Origin of the sequence: Streptomyces sp. NEAU-YJ-81, from assembly GCF_017592595.1 — a bacterium.
In the GTDB taxonomy this organism is placed as follows: domain Bacteria; phylum Actinomycetota; class Actinomycetes; order Streptomycetales; family Streptomycetaceae; genus Streptomyces; species Streptomyces hygroscopicus_B.
Genome location: NZ_JAGFNO010000006.1, coordinates 74,307 through 89,744 on the forward strand (window position 1 = coordinate 74,307; position 15,438 = coordinate 89,744).

At 71.6% G+C, this 15,438-nt stretch carries 11 protein-coding genes; 6 read left to right on the forward strand and 5 right to left on the reverse strand.

Translation table 11 applies throughout. The annotated features are described in order from the left end of the window. Positions 1 to 46 precede the first annotated feature (46 nt). Together J5X86_RS16515 and pta are read right to left on the reverse strand one after the other, a co-directional pair. Positions 47 to 1,192, reverse strand: coding sequence for an acetate kinase (locus J5X86_RS16515; protein WP_093464744.1), 1,146 nt, complete (start codon positions 1,190 to 1,192; stop codon positions 47 to 49). Then, a complete protein-coding gene (gene pta, locus J5X86_RS16520) occupies positions 1,189 to 3,324 on the reverse strand; it encodes a phosphate acetyltransferase (protein WP_208517580.1) in 2,136 nt (711 codons plus the stop codon). The genes J5X86_RS16515 and pta overlap by 4 nt, the downstream gene beginning before the upstream one ends. Before the next feature lie 209 nt (positions 3,325 to 3,533). On the opposite strand from pta, the gene J5X86_RS16525 reads away from it, so the two are divergent. From J5X86_RS16525 to J5X86_RS16540, 4 genes are all read left to right on the forward strand, one after another. After that, positions 3,534 to 4,559, forward strand: a complete 1,026-nt coding sequence (locus tag J5X86_RS16525) for an ATP-dependent 6-phosphofructokinase (protein WP_208517581.1) — start codon at positions 3,534 to 3,536, stop codon at positions 4,557 to 4,559. Positions 4,560 to 4,879: 320 nt separating this feature from the next. Continuing rightward, complete coding sequence (locus J5X86_RS16530) at positions 4,880 to 5,995, forward strand: XRE family transcriptional regulator (RefSeq protein WP_208517582.1); 1,116 nt, start codon at positions 4,880 to 4,882, stop codon at positions 5,993 to 5,995. Between the two features lie 90 nt (positions 5,996 to 6,085). Continuing rightward, positions 6,086 to 7,462: a hypothetical protein gene (locus J5X86_RS16535; RefSeq protein WP_208517583.1), complete on the forward strand. Its 1,377-nt coding sequence runs from the start codon at positions 6,086 to 6,088 to the stop codon at positions 7,460 to 7,462. Then, positions 7,453 to 8,604, forward strand: a complete 1,152-nt coding sequence (locus J5X86_RS16540) for a hypothetical protein (protein ID WP_208517584.1) — start codon at positions 7,453 to 7,455, stop codon at positions 8,602 to 8,604. The genes J5X86_RS16535 and J5X86_RS16540 overlap by 10 nt, the downstream gene beginning before the upstream one ends. Before the next feature lie 46 nt (positions 8,605 to 8,650). Here J5X86_RS16540 and J5X86_RS16545 read toward each other — a convergent pair whose 3' ends face one another. The 3 genes from J5X86_RS16545 to J5X86_RS16555 all read right to left on the reverse strand — a co-directional run bounded on the left by J5X86_RS16545 (position 8,651) and on the right by J5X86_RS16555 (position 13,298). Next, complete coding sequence (locus tag J5X86_RS16545) at positions 8,651 to 9,544, reverse strand: carbohydrate ABC transporter permease (protein ID WP_374229257.1); 894 nt, start codon at positions 9,542 to 9,544, stop codon at positions 8,651 to 8,653. Positions 9,545 to 9,699: 155 nt separating this feature from the next. Further along, positions 9,700 to 10,995 carry an LCP family protein gene (locus tag J5X86_RS16550; protein ID WP_208517585.1) on the reverse strand — a complete coding sequence of 432 codons (1,296 nt, stop codon included), beginning with the start codon at positions 10,993 to 10,995 and terminating at the stop codon, positions 9,700 to 9,702. Positions 10,996 to 11,165: 170 nt separating this feature from the next. After that, entirely contained in the window at positions 11,166 to 13,298 is a 2,133-nt protein-coding gene (locus J5X86_RS16555) for a bifunctional polysaccharide deacetylase/glycosyltransferase family 2 protein (RefSeq protein WP_208517586.1), read from the reverse strand. 157 nt (positions 13,299 to 13,455) lie between these two features. On the opposite strand from J5X86_RS16555, the gene J5X86_RS16560 reads away from it, so the two are divergent. Both J5X86_RS16560 and J5X86_RS16565 read left to right on the forward strand, forming a co-directional pair. After that, a complete protein-coding gene (locus J5X86_RS16560) occupies positions 13,456 to 14,241 on the forward strand; it encodes a methyltransferase domain-containing protein (protein ID WP_208517587.1) in 786 nt (261 codons plus the stop codon). A gap of 279 nt (positions 14,242 to 14,520) precedes the next feature. Next, entirely contained in the window at positions 14,521 to 15,414 is an 894-nt protein-coding gene (locus J5X86_RS16565) for an LLM class F420-dependent oxidoreductase (RefSeq protein ID WP_243980553.1), read from the forward strand. The last annotated feature ends 24 nt before the right edge of the window (positions 15,415 to 15,438 follow it).

Sequence of the window (15,438 nt, forward strand, 5' to 3'; positions counted from 1 at the left end):
GAGCGGAATTTTTCAGTCTTGGGGCTGGCGGAGCCGGAACCGGAGGCTAGGCGCTGACCAGGTCGAACGTCTGGCTGGCGATCTCCAGCTCCTCATCGGTGGGCACCACGGCCACCGCGACCCGGCTGGACTCCGTGGAGATCAGCCGCGCCGTGGCGGAGCGCAGCGCGTTGCGGACGCCGTCCACCTCGATGCCGAACGCGGTGAGGTCGCGCATCGCCGCCTCCCGTACCGCCGCGGAGTTCTCCCCCACACCGGCGGTGAACGCGATGGCGTCCACCCGCCCGAGTACCGCGGTGTACGCGCCCACATATTTCCGCAGTCGGTGGATGTAGATGTCGAAGGCGAGCTGGGCGGCCTGATCGCCCTCGCCCATCCGGCGGCCGATCTCGCGCATGTCGTTGTCCCCGCACAGACCGGCCAGTCCGCTGCGCTTGTTGAGCAGCGTGTCGATCTCATCGGTCGACATACCGCCCACCCGGGACAGATGGAAGATCGCCGCCGGGTCGATGTCCCCCGAGCGGGTACCCATCACCAGGCCCTCCAACGGGGTCAGCCCCATCGAGGTCTCCACGCAGACGCCGCCGCGCACCGCCGAGGCGCTGGCCCCGTTGCCCAGGTGCAGCACGATCGTGTTGACCTCCGCGGGGTCCTTGCCCAGCAGGGCGGCGGTGGCCCGGGAGACATACGCGTGCGAGGTGCCGTGGAAGCCGTAGCGCCGCACCCCCCAGCGGTCGGCGGTCGCCACGTCGATCGCGTAGCGCGCCGCCGCCTCCGGGATGGTCGAGTGGAACGCCGTGTCGAAGACCGCGACCTGCGGCAGGTCCGGGCGCAGCGCGCGGGCCACCTTGATCCCGGTGACGTTGGCCGGGTTGTGCAGGGGGGCCAGCGGGATCAGCTTCTCGATCTCCTCGACCACCTCGTCGGTGATCAGGGTCGGCTCGGTGAACCGGGTGCCGCCGTGCACCACCCGGTGGCCGACCGCCGCCAGCTCGGGCGAGTCGAGGCCCAGGCCCTGGGCGGCCAGTTCGTCGGCGACCTGCTTGAGGGCCGCCGCGTGGTCGGCGACGGGGCCCTCACCGATCCGCTCGACGATGCCGGAGGCGGGCCGGGAGCCGTCGGCCATGTCCAGAAGCTGGTACTTCACGGACGAGGAGCCGGAGTTGAGGACGAGGACTCGGGAGCCGTTCACGCGGACTGCGCCTTCTGTGTGGGGGATGCCGGGGAGGTCGCCGACGCCGGGGACGCCGGGGACGCCGGGGACTGGGCCTGGATGGCGGTGATCGAGACGGTGTTGACGATGTCCTGGACCAGCGCCCCGCGGGACAGGTCGTTCACCGGCTTGCGCAGACCCTGCAGCACCGGGCCGACCGCGACGGCGCCCGCCGAGCGCTGCACGGCCTTGTAGGTGTTGTTGCCGGTGTTCAGGTCCGGGAAGATCAGCACGGTGGCGTTGCCCGCCACCTCGGAGTCGGGCAGCTTGGTCGCCGCGACCGCGGCGTCCACCGCCGCGTCGTACTGGATCGGACCCTCGACCAGCAGATCGGGGCGGCGCTCGCGGACCAGCTCGGTCGCCTTGCGGACCTTGTCCACATCCGCGCCGGAGCCCGAGGTGCCGGTGGAGTACGACAGCATCGCGATCCTCGGCTCCACCCCGAACCGGGCGGCCGTCGTCGCCGACTGGATGGCGATGTCCGCGAGCTGCTCGGCGTCCGGGTCGGGGTTGACCGCGCAGTCGCCGTACACCAGCACCCGGTCGGCCAGGCACATGAAGAAGACCGAGGAGACGATCTCGGCGCCTGGGGCGGTCTTGATGATCTCGAAGGCGGGCCGGATGGTGGCGGCGGTGGAGTGCACCGCGCCCGAGACCATGCCGTCGGCCAGGCCCTCCTGGACCATCAGGGTGCCGAAGTAGGAGACGTCCGCCACCACGTCGTACGCCAGCTCGTAGGAGACGCCCTTGTGGGCGCGCAGCTTCGCGTACCCCTCGGCGAAGCGCTCCCGTAGCGGGGAGGTCTGCGGATCGACGATCTGCGCCTCGGCGAGCTGGATGCCGAGCTCGGCCGCGCGCTTGCGGATCGCGTCCTCCTCGCCCAGCAGTGTGAGATCGCACACATCGCGGCGGAGCAGTACGTCGGCGGCGCGCAGCACCCGCTCCTCCGCGCCCTCGGGCAGCACCACCCGGCGGCGACGGGACCGGGACCGCTCGATCAGCTCGCGCTCGAACATCATCGGGGTGACCCGGGCGGAGCGGCCCACCGAGATGCGCTCGGTCAGCGCGGCGGTGTCCACATGCCGCTCGAAGAGGCCGAGCGCCGTCTCCGCCTTGCGCGGCGCGCTCGCCGTGAGCTTGCCCTCGATGGCGAACAGCTCGGCCGCCGTCGGGAAGGACCCGCCCGCCACCGACACCACCGGGGTCCCCGGGGCCAGCCGCGAGGCCAGCGCCAGGATGTCCGGGCCCGGCCGCTCGTCCAGGGTGAGCACCACCCCGGCGATCGGCGGGGCGCCGGCGCTGTGCGCGGCCAGCGCGCCCACGATCAGGTCCGCGCGGTCCCCGGGCGTCACCACCAGACAGCCCTCGGTCAGCGCGGGCAGGAAGCTCGGCAGCATCGCGCCGCCGAAGACGAAGTCCCGCACGTCCCGGGAGAGCCCGGTCTCATCGCCGAGCAGCACCTCCGCGCCCAGGGTGCGGACGATCTGGGAGACGGTGGGCGCCGACAGCGACTGGTCCTCGGGCAGCACATAGCTGGGGACCGGCAGCTTGGCGGCCAGCCGCTCGGCGATGGCCTCGCGGTCCCCGGGCACCACCCGGTTGACGACCACCGCGACCACATCGCAGCCCTGCGCCTCGTAGGCGCGGTAGGCGTTGTGGGCCTCGGCACCGGCCGATTCGGCGGTCTGCTGCTGCCCGCCGACGACCGTGATCACCGAGGCGCCGAACTCATTGGCGAGCCGTGCGTTCAGCCCCAGCTCGTCGGGGAGGCTGGTGGCCGCGTAATCGCTGCCCAGCACCAGGACGTAGTCATACGCGTCGGCGACCTCGTGGAAGCGGCCGACGAGCTGCGAGACCAGCTCGTCGGCGCCCCGCTCGGCCTGGAGCGTGGCCGCCTCGTGATACGTCATGCCGAAGACCGACTCCGGCGACTGGCCGAGCCGGTAGCGCGCCCGCAGCAGGTCGAAGAGGCGATCGGGGTCGTCGTGCACCAGGGGGCGGAAGACGCCGACCCGGTCGACATGACGGGTCAGGAGTTCCATCACCCCCAGCTCCACGACCTGGCGTCCGTCGCCACGCTCGACTCCGGTCACGTACACGCTGCGTGTCACGCGCACTCTCCGTTCCTCTGGCGTTCTTGGGTGTTTTCCGTTTGTGCGCCCATGGGACACAAATTGGCCACATTGAACGGCCCGGTCCTCTTGACAATACCTGCGACCGTGATTATGTGGCTGGCCGCTTAGGGGATACAGCACTACCCCGCTCATGAAACAATCGGACTGGCTCACATCTACCCGTAGGGAGCAGGAGACACAGCACGATGCGCATCGGAGTTCTCACCGCAGGCGGCGACTGCCCCGGCCTCAACGCTGTGATCCGGTCGGTGGTGCACCGCGCGGTCGCCGGCCATGGAGACGAGGTGATCGGGTTCGAGGACGGCTTCAAGGGCCTCCTCGACGGCCGTCACCACAAGCTGGACCTCGACGCCGTCAGCGGCATCCTCGCCCGCGGCGGCACCATCCTCGGTTCCTCCCGGCTGGAGCGCGCCCGGCTGCGCGAGGCGTGCCAGACCTCGAAGGACCACGCGCGTGACTACGGGATAGATGTGCTGATCCCGATCGGCGGCGAGGGCACCCTCACCGCCGCGCGGATGCTCTCCGACGCCGGGCTGCCGATCGTCGGCGTCCCGAAGACGATCGACAACGACATCTCCTCCACCGACCGCACCTTCGGCTTCGACACCGCCGTCGGCGTCGCCACCGAGGCGATGGACCGGCTGAAGACCACCGCCGAATCGCATCAGCGGGTCATGGTCGTCGAGGTCATGGGGCGCCACGCGGGCTGGATCGCGCTGGAGTCCGGCATGGCCGGCGGCGCCCACGGCATCTGTCTGCCCGAGCGGCCCTTCGAGGTCGACGGGCTGGTGAAGATGGTCGAGGAGCGGTTCGCCCGCGGCAAGAAGTTCGCGGTCATCTGCGTCGCCGAGGGCGCGCACCCGGCCGAGGGCTCCATGGAGTACCAGAAGGGCGCGATCGACCAGTACGGCCATGAGCGGTTCACCGGTATCGGCAACCGCCTCGCGGCCGAGCTCGAGCGGCGCCTGGGCAAGGAGGCCCGCCCGGTCATCCTGGGTCATGTGCAGCGCGGCGGCACGCCCACGGCGTACGACCGCGTGCTGGCCACCCGCTTCGGCTGGCACGCCGTCGAGGCGGCGCACCGCGGCGACTTCGGCATGATGACCGCGCTGCGCGGCACGGACATCACGATGGTGCCGATCGCCGAGGCGGTCACCGAGCTCAAGACCGTTCCGGTCGAGCGGATGGACGAGGCCGAGTCGGTCTTCTGATCCGTCACGCGCTTGCGCTCTCCCGCTGGTTGGGGGTGCTCTCCCGATCGGTGGGCGGTCACTCCCGGTCGTTTGGGCGCTCAGTCCCGCTCGTCGGGCCTTTCTCGCCTCTGGTTGGCTCTCTCATCGGCCGCAGCGGTCTTGATCATCCCCCCGTGGAAGATCAACGCCGCTGCGGCCGTGCGCCGTTGGCGAGGTTCACTCTTGAACGAACCGCCGGAGTGAACAAGGCTGTCCCTTGTCCGGGACATGCCCCGGAGCAGTCCCGGACAGGGCCGGGACACAGGGCCGGGACACAGGGGCGGGGGAGAAAACCACAGATGGCCGATGCCGACAGGGCTCCGGATCCACGGCGGGCACAGAGCGCCCGCGAGTTCATCGCCGCGCTGCAGGCGCTCAAGGACGGGTCCCGGCTGACCTACCGGGAGTTGGCGGCGCGGGCCGACGCGGTCGGGGACGTACTGCCGCGCAGCACCATCGCCAATATGCTCGGGCGCGCCACGCTGCCCCGCGAGGAACTGGTCGCGGCCTTCGTACGGGCCTGTGGGGTGGGGCCCGCGGAGCTCACCGCCTGGCTGGCCGTCCGCAAGGACCTCGCGACCCGCGCCGCCGAACCGGGGGCGGTGCCCCTCGCGGAGGCCGCGGCGGACGCCACCCCGGTCGAGCCGCTTGAGCAGGCTTCGCCCGCACCTCCGACCGCCCCCTCCTCCCGTACGCCCGAGGCGGACGCCCGGCGCTCCCGTAAGCCGATGCTGAGCGCCGCGCTCGCGCTGACGGTCGTCGTGGCCGCCACGGCGGCCGTGCTCGCCTGGCGGGCGCACGACGACGGGGGCGGCGGGGGCGGCGGGGGCGGCGGGGGCGACGGACCGGGCAAGAAGGGCGGGTCCGCGGCGGTCTCCTCGGACGACCCGGCGCCCGCGCCCGGGAAGTACCGGATCCGGGCCGTCCACTCGTCGCTGTGTCTGTCCGAACGCCCCCAGGACAAGATCGCCTGGGTCTATCAGGCGCCGTGCGAGGACGTCTTCCCCTCGTTCTCGCTCAAGCACCTGGACGACGGGCTGTGGCGGATCGCCACCCTCCACCCCGAGCACGGACTGGGCTGCTCCGGAATCATGGGCCAGAGCAAGGCCGAGGGCGCCTGGCTGGGCGACGACTACTGCGAGACCCGGGGAGCGGGCGAGGAGTTCCGGCTGGAGGCCGTCGACCGGCCCGCCGAGGGGTTCCGCCTGCGGCCCGCGCACACCGGCCAGTGTCTGGGGCTGCCCGACGGCACGACCCGGCGCTGGGCCCATGTGGTCCAACTGCCGTGCCGGTCCGGCGCCCCGGGGCAGGTCTTCCGCTTCGACCCGGCGGGCTCCGGGGCGAAGGAGGAGCCCTCGGGGGCGAAGGGGGGATCCTCCGAGGCGAGCGGGGAGCCCTCCGGCGCGAAGGGATAGCCGCGCCGCCGCCGTGCTCCCGCCCCTCTGGTACTGTCCCCGCCTGATCAAGGGGGAACTGGTCAGGAGATGTGAGGAGTTAAGGGCGGGATGCGTGGTTTATGGGGCCGTGCGCGGCAGCGCCGCAAGCCCCTCGTCGTACTGATGGCGGTGGTGGGGATCGCGGGAGCCGTCCTCGCCACCAGGGACAGCGGCGGCGGCCATCTCGCCGCCAACCAGGCGCAGTTGAGGAAGGCGTGCGACGGCACCCTGCCGTACGGGGACCTCGAACGGCTGGTGCGTGACGAGCGGCCGGGCAAGCTCAGACAGCACGGCACGATGCTCGCCCCCGGCCAGGAGAGCCGTTCGTTGCTGGACTGCTCGCTGTCCTGGGGAGACGGATACGGGGTCACGGTCCATGCCGAGGCGCTGGTGTCCGACGTGCCCCAGGCAGTCGAGACCCGGGACCTGCTGGAACCGGCCGGTGGCCACGGCACCTTCGTGGCACCGGGCACCACCGGCCAGTACGGCAAGCGGGGTGCCTGGCTGGTCACCGACTGCCTGGGCGGGCTCGGCGGCCGGGTCCGGCCCACGACGGATCTGTATGTGACGGCCCGGGTGACTGACGGGACTGACGGGACTGACGGGGCAGAAGAGGCCGACGAGACCGACGAGGCAGACAACGCCGGCGAGGCGACGGCGGGGAACGGCAAGCCGGACCGCGCCACCGCGCGCCTCGGCTTCCGTACCGCCGTACAGGTCGCCAACGTCCTCACCAAGGCCCAGCACTGCGGCTCCGGTCCGCTCGCGATGCCGAAAACCGTGGTGGACACGGACGAGACCCATGGCGCGCCCGGCCGGGCCCTGCGCAAATGCGAGTGGATCGACGGCTCCTCGCTCCCCGGCATCGCCTCCGGCTCCTGGACCACCCTCGGCGATCTGCAGGAGTCCACCGGCCTGAGCGCCTGCTCCGGGGAGTGGGACGCGCAGAAGAACGCCGGTAAGCGCCCGCGCCCGAAAGAGTGGCAGGTCACCGAGGTCGAGGCGGCCAGTTGGTCGGGGGTCCTCGGCCGGTCCGCCTACGACTCCTATGAACGCGAGGGCCATGTGCCCGGGTGGGGAGCGCAGGAGGGCGAGAGCCCCTCAGAAGCCGGTTCCGAGGCCGGTTCCGAGGCGGACTCCGAGGCGGACGCCGATCGTGGTGTGCGGCAGGAGGACCGCGTCTCCTCCTACGGCGGACGGCCCCAACTCGCCCTGTGGGCCCAGTCGGTGTGCGCCGGCCGCACCACCTACCACCGGGTCGCCGTCCTCCCCGAGATCCGGCTCGAGGACGGCGAGACCGCCCTCATCAGCGGCAAGGACCGCACCAGGCTCTCCACCACCGCTCGTACCGTCCTCGACCGCTATCTCGACGCCGAGGACGGCTGGCCCACGTCGGCGGACTGCCGCGACACCAAGGTGCTCGGGGAGGTGGAGCAGTGGCACTGACCCGACCCACACTCACCCGGCGCGGGGTCCGGGCCCTGGCGGCCGTCGCGGTGGCGCTGGCCGCCCTCACCGGAGCGATCGTCTGGTTCGCGGGCAGCGAGGACCGGGCGCTGGACGGGGCCTGCGACGGGGTGCTTCCGGTCGGCGACGTCCGCTCGGTGCTCGGCGAGGACGCCGAACTGGACGTGACCAACCGCACCGAGGGCGCCTTCGGAGACAAGGCCGTCAAAAGCGGCGGCAGGCGGGCCAACAGCCTGTCCGTCCGCTGCCGGATCGCCGCCGAGGGCACCGGCCACATCGCCGTCACCATCGCGGGCTCGCCCCGCCCCCGCGCCGAGTACGGATACGGCGAGCTCTACGACGCCGTACCCGCGAGCCACACGCTTCCCGTCCCCCTGGGCAACGGCTGGTCCGGCCTGTTCGCCACCGAGACCGCACGGCTGGACGACGCCGAGGACGGCACGGCCACCACCGCCGTGCTGCTCGACTGCGCCCGGCGCGGCGACAGCCTGCTGATCACCGTCGAGACCGCGCTGCGCGGCGCCACCACCCTCGACGACCCCGCCGTCCGCCCCGACTTCGTCCGCACCGCCACCGCCACCGCCGAGGCGGCCAACGACCACTGGGGCTGCGGCGCCCGCCTGGGCACACCCGTCCGTACGGTCGGCCTGCCGGTGAACGAGGACGAGTACGAACCGCTGCTCGGCGCCAAGGGCACCTGCGCGGCCGTCCCCACCGCCTCGCGCTCCGCCGTCTCCACGGCCCGCGAGACCGCCCGCGACCGCGCACCGCGCGAGAGCTGCGTCCTCGGCATGCGGGACGGCTCCCCGCTCTACCGACTTGAGGCGTACTACGGCCCGTACGCGGAGGACGCCCGCTCCCAGTACACCCGGGATTACGACTACGAGAACGTGACCCCCGCCGAGAAGCCCGCCGGGCGGCTCGGCCAGAGCGCCTACTGGGCCGGTGCCACCTGTCCGCGCGGCGCCGAGTCCGCCCTCTACCTCATCCGCGCCGCCGATGCCGACGGCGAAACCCGCCGCCGCCCCGACCTCGCCTACGAACGCGCCGCCCTGGCGGCTTTCGCCGCCGCCTCGGCCGAACACCACGGCTGCGCGGCGCCGAGCCTGCCCGAGGGCTGAACCACGGGCCTGACCGGCCGAAGTGCCCGACCCGGCGGCGGCGCCGTCATCCCTTGACGGCGCCGCCCAGGGCGAAGCCGCCGCCCAGGCGGCGGGAGATCAGGATGTAGAGCAGCAGCACGGGCGTCGAGTAGAGGATCGAGAAGGCGGCTAGCTGGCCGTAGACGACCTGGCCGTAGTTGCCGAAGAAGGTGAAGATCGAGACGGACGCGGGGAGTTGTTCGGGGGAGAGCAGCAGCATGAAGGGGACGAAGAAGTTTCCCCACATCATGATGAAGCTGTAGATCATCACCACCGTGATGCCCGGGCCCATCAGCGGCAGGATGACCCGGGTCAGGCTCTGCAGCCAGGACGCGCCGTCGGTCCAGGCGGCCTCTTCCAGGATCACCGGCACGCCGTCCATGAAGTTCTTCATCAGCCAGACGGCGAAGGGGAGTTGGGAGGCGGCGAGGAAGAGCGCCGTGCCGGACATGGTGTCGATGAGGTCCACCTGGACGAAGAGTCCGTAGACCGGAACCATGATCGCGGTGATTGGCAGACAGGTGGTGAAGAGCACCGTCAGCAGATACGGGCGTACGACGCGGGAGCGGAAGCGGGAGAGGGGATAGGCGGCCAGCGCGGCGCAGGCGACGGTCAGGATGGTGGCGCCGCCGCACAGGAGCAGGCTGTTGAGCATCGGCGTGAAGGTGATCTCGTCCGTCCACACCGCCGAGAAGTTGTCCAGCGTGGGCGAGCCGGGCGCCGAGACCCGCAGGGTGGCGTCGCTGTCGATGGAGGCCAGGACCAGCCAGGCGAGCGGGAGCAGAAACGCGGCCGCGATGAGCAGCAGCGCGGCGTCGGCGGCCAGTCGGCGGCGTCGGCTCGGGGACCAGCGGGGGCGCGGGCGGGACGTGGCGGAGCCGGGCCATGGGCGGGCGGGGCGGGCGGAGAGCGTGGACAACCTCGGACCTCCTCGCGCGCTTGCGAGCGCAGTCGATCAGCGTGCCGTCCATGAAACCGGTTGCCAGTCGCGTTGGGGAAGACGCGTGCGCGGTTCGCTCTCCTTACGGCGTCGGCTTACGGCGTCGGCTTACGGCGTGGGCTTACGGCGTGGGCTTACGGTGTCGGCGGGGCGATGTCCACCGGCTGGTCGTTCCGCAGTTGGTCGAAGAGGCGCCTCGCCTGCGTCACGTTCCACTGCACGGCGCTGCCCTTGGAGGTCCGGAGGTTGGGGTTGGCCACCGGGACGTTGAGCTGCCTGCCGTCGCCCGAGGTGACGCCCTTCATCGCCTCGAACAGGGACATCAGGTTCCGCAGACCCATGTCCTTGTCCACGATGAGCGTGTCCAGGCCCGCGCGTACGGTCGGGAAGGCCGCGAACGGGTTGGCCAGGACGCCCGGTGTGGCGGCCTTGTCGGCGAGGGCGGCCAGGAACTTCTGCTGGTTCTGGGTGCGGCCCAGGTCGCCCTTGGCCTCCTGCTTGCGCTGGCGGACGAAGGCGAGCGCCTTGGCGCCGTCGAGGGTGTGGCAGCCCTTTTGCAGGTCCAGCCCGGATTTGGGGTCCTTGATGTCGCGGTCCACGCACATCCGTACCCCGCCGACCGCGTCCACGACGTCCACGAACCCGGAGAAGCCGATCTCCGCGTAGTGGTCGATGCGCAGCCCCGTGTTGCGCTCGATGGTCGAGACGAGGAGATCGGGGCCGCCCATCGAGTACGCCGCGTTCAGCTTGTTCTGGGACGGGGCGAAGGTCTTGCCGGTGTCGGGGCGGAGGAACCCCGGGATGGTCACCCAGGAGTCGCGCGGCAGGCTCATCATCGTGGTGCCGTTGGAGCCGGTGTGCAGCACCATCATCGAGTCGGTGCGGCGGCCCTCGGCCGAGCCGGTGCGCAGGTTCTTCCTGGCCTGCTCGGAGAGGCCCTCCCGGCTGTCGGAGCCCACGATGAGGTAGTTGGTGCCCTTGCCGGGCGGTGGGCGGTCCGGTGACTTGCCGAGGTCGACCTCGCGGTTGAGCTGGGTGTCGGCCCAGACGTAGGCGCTGCCGGAGGCCAGGAGCAGCGCGGAGACGGTCACGATGGCGAGCCGGATGATCCGGCGGCGCCGGCTGAGGGGCTCCTTGGGGGCGCGGCGCCGGACGGTTGGTGTGGGTGTGGGTGTGGGTGTGGGTGTGGGTGTTGGGGTGGGTTCGGGTTCGGGTTCGGGTTCGGGTGTGGGGGTGAGTGTGGGAGTGCTGACGGTCTCCTCGCCCCTGCGGTACGGCGCGGGTTTCGTCGGGACGCCTGGGGTTCCCTGCGCGGGCATGCTCTGGGTGGTCCCCTGCACGGGGATGCTCTGCGTCTCCGCCGTGGAGATGTCCCAGGCCCGCCCCGACGGCCGGTTCGCGGCGGCCCACCCGTCCAACGGATCGCTCATGGGCGCAGTCTGCCGAGCGGCCGGAGGGGCCCGCCGTCGCTTCATAGAGCTATGACAACTTCGGTGCTGCGTTGAACGCGGGGGTGGTCTCCATCCGTCAGGTCGTCGGTGCCGTCACGTCGGTGCCGTCACGTCGGTGCCATCACGTCGATGCCGTCACTCCCATACCCTCACTTCGATGTCAGGCTCCGGTACGCGGGCGCCTCGCCCAGCGCCTGGGCGGCCGTCCCCGAGCGCTGGATGCGGTGCCACCGCAGCCGCGTCCCGAGCAGGAGGGCGACCACGGACTGGATGACCACCAGATACATCAGTTGCCGGTAGACGAAGAGCTGGAAGGGCAGGGACCACAGCGCTCGCATCCGCTCACCGTCCAGCCGCAGCGCGTATCCGGCGCAGACCATCTGGATCGCGAGATAGCCGAGCCACACCCCGGCCGCCTGCCCCGGGTCGAGGAAGAGCGCACCGTACAGGGCGAAGAGGTCGATCACGGGCGCCAGCAGCGGCAGCAGCACCTGGAAGAGCGTGAGATAGCTGAGCCCCCGGCGGCCGAACCGCCCCACCGAGCCCAGGGAGACCACGGCGCGGCGGTGCTTCCACATGGCCTGGAGGGTGCCGTATCCCCAGCGGTAGCGCTGGCGCCAAAGCTGGCGCAGGGAGGTGGGCACCTCGGTCCAGGCGACGGCGGTCTCCTCGTACACGACCCGCCAACCGGCCCGCCACAGCGCCATGGTGAGGTCGGTGTCCTCGGCGAGGGTGTCCTCGCTGACTCCGCCGACGCCCATGAGCGCGTCCCGCCGGAAGGCGCCGATGGCGCCGGGCACGGTCGGCATGCACTCCAGCACCTCGAACATCCGGCGGTCGAGGTTGAAGCCGAAGACGTACTCCAGGTGCTGCCACCGGCCCAGCAGGCTGCGCCGGTTGCCGACCTTGGTGTTGCCGCTGACGGCGCCGATGGCCGGGTGGGCGAGGGGCTGGATGAGCTGGTGGACGGCGTCCGGTTCGAAGACGGTGTCGGCGTCGACCATCACCACGATGTCGTGCCGGGTGTGCGCGAGTCCGGTGTTGAGGGCGGCGGCCTTGCCCGCGTTGGGCTGGCGGACCACCAGCACCCGGGGGTCGTTGACGCTCGCGGCGATATCGGCCGTACGGTCCGCCGATCCGTCGTCGATCACGACGATCTGCAGGCGCTGATGGGTGGAGGCGAGCAGCGACCGGATGGTGGCCTCGATGCCCGCCTCCTCGTTGTACGCGGGGATGAGCACCGTCACCGGCTCGTTGACCTCCCGCAGCCAGGGCGCGCCGGGCCGGAAGCGGGTGAGCCGCCGGACATGGGTACGGGCGAACAGCACGAGCATCAGCAGCCGCAGCACCCCGAGCGCCCCCGCGATCCCCAGCACCCAGGTCATGGTGGACACGAAGCCGCGGCCGATGGCCGCGACCCAGATCAGCGCCTTGCCCTCCCAGCGTTCGAGGTCGGAGACCGGCACGTCGACCGGGGGCACGCCGAGCCCGCCGGTCACGGTGGTGAACTTCTTCGCCCGCGGGTCCTTCAGCAGCTTCTCGGTCTCCTGGTACGCGGTGTCGGTCTGGCTGAACTGCCGGACCACGCCCTGCGCGGGCTTCCTGGCCGACCGGTCGGCGGCCACCAGCGCGTAGCCCTCCTCGGCGACCCGCCGCGCGGCCTGCCACTCGTCGCCGCACAGCGTGTCCACATCGGTGGTCAGCGGCAGCCGCAGCAGCCTCGGCTGGACCCCCACCGAGCCCGCCAGCGCCGACTCGGTGAGGGACAGCTCCATCCGGGAGCGGGTGGGGGAGGCGGTGCCCATGTCGGCGCCGGTGTAGGTGTTCGACCCGATCTCATGGCCCTCGGCGCGGATCCGGCGTACGAGATCCGGGTACTGGGCCGCCTTGGCGCCGGAGACGAAGAACGTGGCCCGCGCGTCGTACCGGCGCAGCAGGTCCAGCAGGCGCGGGGTCTGGACGGGGTCGGGCCCGCCGTCGTAGGTGAGCGCGACCGTTCCGGCGGGCATGCCCACGGTCCGCACCTGATCGCCGTTGATCTGCACCACCGGCCCACCGTCGGCCAGGGCCCGGGGCACCGGGCTGGTGCAGGGCCGCCGCGCCTTCGCCGCGTCGACCTCGTGGGTGGTCCAGCCCTGGAACATCAGCAGGCCGAACATGACGGGAAGGACGAGGAGCAGAAGCAGCCAGTGCGCGCGCGGGTCGCGGGACCGCTTGTGCCGCCCTCCTCGGGCCACGTGGCTGGATTCCTGGCGTTTTTTCGACCGGTTGCCCTCAAACATGGTTGGTCGCACGCTAGTTGCGGGGTGCGGAGCGGGTCCGGTGATGCAGCGCGAATGGATAAGAATTCCCGGGTCGCCACCCGCCGCGCGGCCGGATCACGTAGTGCACACGCGGAAGCGGCCACCTCCACGAGGCGGCTCTGCTTGACTGACGCCCATGACCTCTGCCGATGCGTCTGTCTTCGAGACCACCAGGCCCGCGTCCGCCGACTACCTCACCCGGTTCGCCGCGAGCGACGCCGGGCGCGACTACAAGGGGCGGATGCTGGACGCGCTCGACCTCCGGGCCGGGCTGACCGTCCTCGACGCGGGCTGCGGCCCCGGCGCCGATCTCCCCGCCCTCGCGGAGGCGGTCGCCCCCGGCGGTACGGTCATCGGGATCGACCGCGACCAGGAGATGCTGGACGGGGCGGCGGCGCGCACCGCCGCGCATCCGTGCGTCGAGCTGCGGCGCGGCGATGTCCACGCCCTCCCCCTGGACGACGCCTCGGTGGACCGCGCCCGCACCGACCGGGTGCTGCAGTGGGTGGACGACCCGGCCCGCGCCCTCGCCGAGTTCCACCGGGTCCTGCGGCCGGGCGGGCGGCTGGTGATGGGCGAGCCCGACTGGGACACCTTCGCCGTCGACCACCCCCACCCGGCGCTCTCCCGCGCCTACACCCGCCACATCACTGAGCAGGTGATCCGCAACGCCGCCATCGGCCGCCAGCTCGCCCGTCTCGCCGCCGACGCCGGGTTCCGCGTGCCGGAGGTCATTCCGGTCACCCAGGTCTTCCGCGATGTCCGCGCGGCGGACCGGGTCTTCGGATTCGAGCGCACCACCCGCCGCGCCGTCGAGGCCGGTTACCTCAGCGAGTACCAGGCGGCCGTCTGGCTGCACCACCTCGCCCACCGCCCGTTCTTCGCCTCGGCGACGCTGTACGTGGTGGTGGCGGAGGCGTAGCCGGTCGCGCCCTGGCGGCGTCCGCATCCGGGTGCGCGGGGCGCCCGCCGACTCACATCGGCGCGCGGCGGACGCGGCGCGATCCGGTGGCCGGTGGACGCGCCGCGATCCGGTGGCCGGTGGACAAGCGGAGGCTGCCTCCATATCGTAATCGGAGACAATCTCCGGTTGCGATGTGAGGAGCTTCGGCATGCGGCTCAGTCCCCCCTTCAGGGCTGAACAGGCCCGGACACGAACGTCGGCCATGGAGCGGCATGGCCGCGATGGCGGGGTGACCGCATGACCGCGCACCGCCCCCTGAGGCCGACCGGCGTCGGCGTGTGGAGTCACCACTTGCGCTACGGCGATCCGGGCAGGGCTGCCGAAGCCGCCGCAGAACTCGACGAACTCGGTTTCACCGCCCTATGGATCCCCGATACCGGCGGACCAGTGCTCGAATCGGTGGAAAACCTGCTGAAGGCCACTGAGCACACGCTGATCGCCACCGGCGTCCTCAACCTCTGGATGCATGACCCCGCAGACGTCGCCGCGACCTACGCCGAGCTGCGCGCAGCGCACTCCGACCGGTTCCTGCTCGGCATCGGCGTCAGTCAGGCGGCGGTGGTCGACGCGGCGGAACCCGGCCGGTACCGGAAACCGCTGGCCGCGATGCGCACGTACCTTGACGACCTGGACGCCGCACCGGTCCCGGTGCCGAGCGACCACCGGGTACTCGCCGCGATCGGCCCGAAGATGCTGCAACTGTCGGCCGAACGGGCGGTCGGCGCGCATCCCTACCTGATCACCCCCGAGAACACCCGCGAAGCCCGCGAGATCCTCGGCACCGGACCGCTGCTGGCACCGGAACAGACGGTCATCCTCAGCGACGACGCCGACGAAGCACGCACCATCGGCCGGGAATTCCTGAGCGGCTACCTGGCCTTCGCCACCTACGCCAACAAGATGCTGCAGTCGGGGTTCTCCGCCGACGACGTGGACACCGTCAGCGACCGGCTCGTGGACGCGCTGGTCGCATGGGGTGACGAAGATGCCATCCTCCGGCGCGTCGACGAACATCTGGCCGCCGGCGCCGACCACGTTGCTCTCCAGGTGCTGACCGGCGACTTGCAGGAGCTCCCGATGCGGCAGTGGCGCCGTCTGGGAGCCGCACTCGGCGACCGAAACGGGACGTGACGCTGGGGCCGGTGGGGCCGGGGG